Source organism: Mesorhizobium sp. M4A.F.Ca.ET.090.04.2.1 (genome assembly GCF_003999085.1).
GTDB lineage: Bacteria > Pseudomonadota > Alphaproteobacteria > Rhizobiales > Rhizobiaceae > Mesorhizobium.
On the sequence record NZ_RZOT01000274.1, the window covers coordinates 1 to 7815 of the forward strand.

Consider the following 7815-nt stretch of genomic DNA (forward strand, 5'->3'; position numbering starts at 1 on the left):
GTCACCGTCGACAGCGTCGACAGGCAGAAGCTCGATCCGGGCGCGGAGCGCACCGCATCGATCGAAGGCCAGAAAATCAAGCCCGAGGACGACCCCTTCGCCGCCACAGGCATCAAGGTCGGCACCTTCGTGTTCAAGCCGACGCTCGAGCAGGGCCTCACCGCGACGTCCAACGCCGATGCCAGTAGCGGCGGCAAATCGGCGCTGCTGTCGGAGACGGCGCTGCGCTTCACCGCTGCGTCCGACTGGCGCGAGAACTCGGCCACAATCGACGGCTACGGCATTTTCCGCAACACGGTCTCGGGCCAGAAGATCAACGATGCGCAAGGCCGCATCGAAGGCCAGCTCAACGTCGACCTCGACAACGAGCTGCGCGCCATCGCCAAGCTCGGCTACGAGGCGGTGCCTGAATCAGCCTCCTCGCCGGATGCCATCGCCGGCGTCACCTCGCAGCCGCTGCGACAGACCGTCGACGGCAGCCTCGCCATCGAGAAGGATGCCGGCAAGATGCGCTACGCGCTGACTGGCGCGATCACGCATGACTTCTTCGGCGACGCCAACCTTTCGGACGGCACCACGCTGTCGCAGAGGGACCGCGATTCGACGCTCTACAGCGCTACCTTGCGTACCGGCTACGAGGTTTCACCGGCCATCACGCCTTTTGTCGAGGTGGAGGCCGGGCGACGGATATATGATCTGCGCCTCGACAGCAACTTGTACGAACGCTCCTCGACCAGGCTCGGCGCGCGCGCCGGCCTCGAACTCGACATGGACGACAAGCTGTCGGGCGAATTCTCCGTCGGCTGGCTGCGCGAAGCGATCGATGACGACCGTCTGCCGGCCAACGCGGGACCGTACGTCAACGCCGATCTCAAATGGTCGCCCGAGCGCGGCACCATCGTCGGGCTCACGGGCAGGACCACCATCGAGAGCACGACGACGGCTGGGGAAAGTGGCGATGTCCTCTACTCGGGCCGGCTTACCGGTGAGCGGCGGATCCGCGCCAATCTGACGGCGAATTCAGCGCTTGGCCTCGACTGGCGCGACTATACCGGATCCGACGGCCATGACCTGATCTTGAGCGCCGAGGCCGGGCTGACATGGTGGCTCAACCGCTATGCCGGCCTCACCACAAGGGTCAGGACGGAGAAGTTGACCAGCAACCTGCCCGGCCGCGACTATGTCGCCAACAGCGTCTTCCTGGGGCTGAAGGTGCAGCGCTGAGGACGTGCCGGAATTCAGGCCAGGCCGGCCTGAATATCGATACGCCCTAGAATGCGGCGCCGCGCCGCGCCGACGGCTGCACCTCATCCAGCAGCGTGCGGATGACGCCGGCCATGCTGGCATTCATGTCGTTGCGCCACAGCGCGAAGGCGACATTGGCCTCGACGAAGCCTTCCGGCGAGCCGCAATCGAAGGTTCGGCCCCGGTAGTGGTAGCCGTAGAAGGGCTGCCGCTTCTCCAACCTCAGCATCGCGTCGGTGAGCTGGATCTCGTTGCCGGCGCCGCGTTCCTGGCCTTCGAGGATGCCGAAAATCTCCGGCTGCAGGATATAGCGGCCGTTGATGAACAGGTTCGAGGGCGCGGTGCCCGCCTTCGGCTTCTCGACCATGCCGGTGATGCGGAAGCCGTGATGCGTGTCCTCGCCGCGGCCGACGATGCCGTATTTATGCGCTTCGGCCGGATCGCACTCCTGCACCGCGATGATGTTGTTGCCGGTCTCGGCATAGAGCTCGACCATGTCCTTCATGCAGCTCTTTTCCGACTGCATGATCATGTCGGGCAGGAGGAGCGCAAACGGTTCGTCGCCGACCAGTTCGCGCGCGCACCAGACGGCATGGCCAAGCCCCATCGGTACCTGCTGGCGAGTGAAGCTGGTCTGGCCCGGCGCCGGCTGCAGCCGCTGCAGTCGGGCAAGCTGGTCGTCCTTGCCGCGTTGGGCAAGCGTGTCGTAGAGCTCGAACTGGACGTCGAAATGGTCTTCGATGACCGCCTTGTTGCGGCCGGTGACGAAAATGAAATGCTCAATGCCGGCATCCCGGGCTTCATCGACCACATACTGGATGACCGGCCGGTCGACGACCGTCAGCATTTCCTTGGGAATTGCCTTGGTGGCGGGAAGGAACCGCGTGCCGAGACCAGCGACCGGGAAGACTGCCTTGCGAACTCTCTTCATGCTGCCAATTATCCGTTTGATTGCCTGCTCCGCAATCCCGTTCTGAGACATTTTCGCGCCGGAATCGAGACGTAAAGAACACCGGGTTACAAAACTTGCAGTGCGTAAAGCATCGTCGCGTCTTTTCGTTCCCGACCCCACCTATGGTAAACTAAATACTAACCGGGTTCGGCGATGAATGATCTTCCTGACATGAAGAAGGAGGAACAGATGTCCGTTCGCAGCACCGCAAAGCGCCTCGCAAGCGTCGTGACGGCGGCCAGCCTGTCGCTTACCCTGCTGATGCCCGCGGGACCTGCTTTCGCCGATGCCGGATTCCGGCAATGGGTTGCCAGCTTCCGCGCCACGGCGGTGCAGAGCGGCGTCTCCGGTGCGATCTACGACCAGGCCTTCAGGAACATCACCGATGTCGATCCGGTGGTGCTGGAAAAGGCCCGCACCCAGCCCGAGTTCACGGCACCCGCCTGGGACTATTTCGACAACCGCGTGCACGACCAGTCGGTCGCCGTCGGCCAGCAGATGGCCAGGAAATGGAAGCCGTGGCTGGACAGGATCGAGGCGCGGTTCGGCGTCGACCGCAACATCCTGCTCGCCATCTGGTCGATGGAATCGAACTATGGCGAGATCCTCAAGCGCAACGACATCATGCGCAATGTCATCCGCTCGCTGGCGACACTTGGCTATGCCGACCCGCGGCGTTCGAAATTCGCCCGCACCCAGCTGATCGCGGCGTTGAAGATCCTGCAGAGCGGCGACATCGACGAAAGCCATCTCAGCGGCTCGTGGGCCGGCGCCATGGGCCACACCCAGTTCATCCCGACCAGCTACCAGCATTATGCCGTCGACATGGACGGCAACGGCAAGCGCGACATCTGGAACTCGATCCCCGATGCGCTGGCGACGGCCGCCAATCTGCTGAGGAAGAACGGCTGGCAGGCCGGCAAGACCTGGGGCTACGAGGTCGTCCTGCCGGCCGGCAAGCTTCCCGCCGGCTCGAAGACGCTGGCGCAATGGCAGGCGCTTGGCGTCGTCAGGGCCAACGGCAAGCCGTTCAAGAACGGCTCCGACAAGGCGACGCTGAAAGTGCCCGACGGCCGCGGTGGGCCAGCCTTCCTGATGATCAAGAATTTCTCGGTCATCAAGGCCTACAACAACGCCGACAAATACGCGCTCGCCGTGGGCCTTCTTGCCGACGAGATCGCTGGTGGCAGCGGCCTGGTGCAGGACTGGAAACGGCCCTTCACCAAGCTGAGCTTCGAGGAGCGGCAGGAACTGCAGCAACGGCTTTCCGAGCACGGCTACTATGACGGCAAGTTCGACGGCAAGATCGGCGAGGGATCGAAAGCCGCCATCATGGCCTTCCAGGCGAAGGCCGGCTTGACCCAGGATGGCTATCCGAGCATGGAAGTGCTCAAATGGCTCCGCAAGAAATAGGACCGCTTCAGGGACGGAGGAAGTGATTGGTTTCGGCTGGGCGCATACGGGCGATCGTTCGTCGCACGCCGATCCTGATCCTGGCCCTTGGCGTCCTGATGGTGGCCGCGGCCAGCGCCTTCCACACGCCCGCCATGGCGCAGGAGGAGCAGAGCCGCGGCTGGTCGCTGCGTGACTTGCTGTTCCCGCGCCGCAGCGAGCGCATCGAGCCGCCGCTCGACATCCAGAAGGCAAGGCCGAAGGCAAAGACCAGGAAATCCAAGCCGCGCCTCCCGGCAGTGCCACAGACGCCGATCGTCGAGAAGACGCCGGATGCCCGCGTCGTGCTTGTGGTCGGCGATTTCATGGCGAGCGGTCTCGGCGAGGGCCTGGACACCGCCTTCGCCGAAAACGCCGGCGTCAGGATCGCGGTGCGCAGCAACGGCTCTTCCGGCTTCGTGCGCGATGATTTCTACAACTGGCCAGAACAGATCAAAACGCTGATCGAGACCGAGAAACCATCGGTCGTCGTCGTCATGCTCGGCTCCAACGACCGCCAGCAGATGAAGGTCGGCGACGTGCGCGAACAGCCGCGATCCGAGAACTGGACCAAGGAATATGAGCGCCGCACCGATGCGCTGGGCAAGGCCATTGCGGAGGCCAAGGTGCCGTTCCTGTGGGTCGGCATGCCGGCCTTCCGGTTGCCGAAGATGACTTCGGACATGCTGGCCTTCAACGACATCTACCGCTCGGCCGCCGAAAAGCATGGCGGCGAGTTCGTCGATGTCTGGGACGGTTTCGTCGACGAGAACGGCGCTTTCGTCACCACCGGCCCCGACATCAACGGCCAGGCTGTGCGGCTGCGCTCGGACGACGGCATCAATGTCTCGAAGGCCGGCAAGCGCAAGCTTGCCTTCTACACCGAAAAGCCGCTGGCCAAGATCCTCGGGCTGGCCGCGCCCGGAAGCGTGACAACGGTCTCCGCGCCGGCCGGCGCCCCGGTCGAAGCGCCGGCGGCCAATGCCGCTCCGATCGTGATCGACCGCACCGTGCCGATGCTGCTCGGCGATCCGGCGCTGGACGGCGGCTCCGAGCTTCTCGGCGCGGCGGCGCCCGCCAAGGCGAATCCGAATTTACCTGGCGAGAAACTCGTCATCGAGGGCAAGGCGCCCGCTGCCTCGCCCGGCCGCGCCGACGATTTCTCCTGGCCGCCGAAAACCCAGCCCGCAACGTCAGCCGCGACACCGGATACGACGACGGCTATCAACCCTTAACGAGGTAAAACGCTCGATCCCATCAGCGCCTCGTCGATCGAGCGCGCCGCCTGGCGGCCCTCGCGGATCGCCCACACCACCAGCGACTGGCCACGGCGCACGTCGCCCGCCGCGTAAAGCCTTTCGACGCTGGTCTTGTAGTCGCGGTCATTGGCCTCGACATTCTTCGAGCGGCGGCTGTCGGTGACGATCCTCATCTGTCCATCCAGCTCGCTCGCCACGCCGGTGGCGGCCGGCCCGGCAAAGCCGATGGCGATGAAGGCGAGATCGGCGCGGATGACGAATTCGGTGCCGGCGATCGGCTTGCGCTTCTCGTCGACCTCACAGCAGCGGACGCCGGTCAGCTGGCCGTCCTCGCCGATGAATTCAAGCGTCGCCACCTGGAATTCGCGCTCGGCGCCCTCGGCCTGCGAGGACGAGGTGCGCATCTTGGTCGCCCAGTAGGGCCAGACGGCGAGCTTGTCTTCCTTCTCCGGCGGCTGCGGGCGGATGTCGAGCTGGGTGACGCGCACCGCGCCTTGGCGGAAGGCGGTGCCGACGCAGTCGGACGCGGTGTCGCCGCCACCGACGACGACGACATGCTGGCCGCTGGCGATGATCGGATGCGAGGGCCACGCCACCGACTGGATCGGCTCGCCGCCGACACGGCGGTTCTGCTGCACCAGATAGGGCATGGCGTCATGCACGCCGCCGAGGTCGTCGCCCGGTATGTTGGCGGCGCGCGGCATTTCCGAGCCGCCGCAATAGAGCACCGCGTCATATTCGGCGAGCAGTTCGGCCACGGGCTTGTCGACGCCGACATTGACGCCGCAGTGGAAGGTGACGCCCTCGCCCTGCATCTGCTCGATGCGCCGGTCGATATAGTGCTTCTCGATCTTGAAGTCCGGGATGCCGTAACGCATCAGCCCGCCCGGACGACTCTCGCGCTCGTAGACGTGCACGTCATGGCCGGCGCGGCCGAGCTGCTGGGCCGCCGCCATGCCGGCCGGGCCGGAGCCGATGACGGCGACGCGCTTGCCGGTCTTCTTCTCCGGCGGATAGGGCCGGATATGGCCGGTTTCGTAGGCCTTGTCGGCGATCGCCTGCTCGACCGTCTTGATGGCGACCGGAATGTCCTCGAGGTTCAGCGTGCAGGCTTCCTCGCAAGGCGCCGGGCAGATGCGGCCGGTGAATTCCGGGAAGTTGTTGGTCGAATGCAGGTTGCGGATCGCATTGTCCCAGTCGCCATTGTAGACGAGGTCGTTCCAGTCGGGGATCTGGTTGTGAATCGGGCAGCCGGTCGGCCCGTGGCAGAACGGAATGCCGCAATCCATGCAGCGCGCGGCCTGCTTCTCGACCTCCTTGTCCGACATCGGCAGCGTGAATTCGCGGAAATGCCGGATGCGGTCGGAGGCCGGCTGGTACTTGTGCACCTGCCGGTCGATCTCAAGAAACCCTGTTACCTTGCCCATAGTCCAGTCCCTGCTGTCCGAAGGCACGCACTTGTCGGCGCACCCGTTAACCCCATAAGGCCGCCATGGCAACCGCAGTCCGGGGTCAGGATTGTTGGTGAGGATGGCGGCCGGAGATCCATCTCTCCGGCCCGTCCAATGCTTATTCGGCCGCCACGCTCATGCGCATGCGTTCCATCTCGATCAGCGCGCGGCGATACTCGACCGGCATGATCTTGCGGAATTTCGGCCGGAACGCCGCCCAGTTGTCGAGGATTTCACGGCCGCGCGCCGAGCCCGTGAAATGCACGTGGTTCGAGATCAGCTGGTAGAGCCGCTCCTCGTCATGGCTGGTCATGTCGCCGGAGACGTCGACGCGACCCTTGTGGTCCAGATCGCCGCCGTGATGCAGCAGCTTCTCCATGAGGTCGTCTTCCTCGGGGACCGGCTCCAGCTCGACCATCGCCATGTTGCAGCGTTCGGCGAAATCGCCCTTCTCGTCGAGCACATAGGCGACGCCGCCCGACATGCCGGCGGCGAAGTTGCGCCCCGTTTTGCCGAGCACGACGACGATGCCGCCGGTCATGTATTCGCAGCCATGGTCGCCGACGCCTTCGACGACTGCCGCGACGCCCGAATTGCGCACCGCGAAGCGCTCGCCGGCGACGCCGGCGAAATAGGCTTCGCCCTCGGTGGCGCCGTAAAGCACCGTATTGCCGACGATGATGGATTCGGCCGCGACGATCTTGGCCTCTTCTGGCGGGCGGATGACGATACGGCCGCCCGACAGGCCCTTGCCGACATAGTCATTGCCGGCGCCGACCAGCTCGAACGAGACGCCCCGCGCCAGGAAGGCGCCGAAGGATTGGCCGGCGGTGCCGGTAAGCTTCACCTGGATCGTGTCCTCGCGCAGCCCCTTGTGCTTGAAGCGCTTGGCCACTTCGCCCGACAGCATCGCGCCCGCCGAACGGTCGACGTTGCGGATCGGCAGCTCGATGGAGACGGCCTGCTTGGCTTCCAGCGCCGGCTTGGCCAGCTCGATCAGCTTGCGGTCGAGCACGTCGTCGATCGGATGCTTCTGGCGCTCGGTCCAGTGCACCGCCTCGTGCGGCGCGTCCGGCTTGAAGAACATCTTGCCGAAATCGAGCCCGCGCGCCTTCCAGTGCTGGATTACGTCGCGCTTCTCCAGAAGATCGGTGTCGCCGATGATCTGGTCGAGATGGGTGAAGCCCATTTCGGCGAGCAGCGCGCGCACCTCTTCCGCCACATAGAAGAAGAAGTTGATGACGTGCTCGGGCGTGCCCTTGAAGCGCTTGCGCAGCACCGGGTCCTGCGTCGCCACGCCGACCGGGCAGGTATTGAGGTGGCACTTGCGCATCATGATGCAGCCGGCCGCGATCAGCGGCGCGGTCGAGAAGCCGAACTCGTCGGCGCCGAGCAGCGCGCCGATGATGACGTCGCGCCCGGTGCGCAGGCCGCCGTCGACCTGCAGCGCCACGCGCGACCTGAGGCCGTTGAGCAC

The 7815-nt window shown here is 65.0% G+C and carries 6 protein-coding genes; 3 read left to right on the forward strand and 3 right to left on the reverse strand.

Annotation, left to right across the window (positions count from 1 at the left end; all coding sequences use genetic code 11):
* A partial coding sequence (locus EN781_RS19315; RefSeq protein WP_127400235.1) for an outer membrane beta-barrel protein occupies positions 1 to 1224 on the forward strand: 1224 nt, incomplete at its 5' end.
* 46 nt (positions 1225 to 1270) lie between these two features.
* Here EN781_RS19315 and galU read toward each other — a convergent pair.
* Complete coding sequence (gene galU, locus EN781_RS19320) at positions 1271 to 2185, reverse strand: UTP--glucose-1-phosphate uridylyltransferase GalU (protein ID WP_189347694.1); 915 nt, start codon at positions 2183 to 2185, stop codon at positions 1271 to 1273.
* 201 nt (positions 2186 to 2386) lie between these two features.
* On the opposite strand from galU, the gene EN781_RS19325 reads away from it, so the two are divergent.
* Positions 2387 to 3610: a lytic murein transglycosylase gene (locus EN781_RS19325; protein WP_126058421.1), complete on the forward strand. Its 1224-nt coding sequence runs from the start codon at positions 2387 to 2389 to the stop codon at positions 3608 to 3610.
* A 26-nt stretch (positions 3611 to 3636) separates the two neighbouring features.
* A complete protein-coding gene (locus EN781_RS19330) occupies positions 3637 to 4863 on the forward strand; it encodes a DUF459 domain-containing protein (RefSeq protein ID WP_126058420.1) in 1227 nt (408 codons plus the stop codon).
* On the opposite strand, the gene EN781_RS19335 is transcribed toward EN781_RS19330, so the two are convergent.
* Positions 4860 to 6314: a glutamate synthase subunit beta gene (locus EN781_RS19335; RefSeq protein ID WP_126058419.1), complete on the reverse strand. Its 1455-nt coding sequence runs from the start codon at positions 6312 to 6314 to the stop codon at positions 4860 to 4862. The genes EN781_RS19330 and EN781_RS19335 overlap by 4 nt on opposite strands.
* A 142-nt stretch (positions 6315 to 6456) precedes the next feature.
* Positions 6457 to 7815, reverse strand: a 1359-nt coding sequence (locus tag EN781_RS19340) for a glutamate synthase-related protein (RefSeq protein ID WP_245492617.1), incomplete at its 5' end; no start/stop codon positions are given.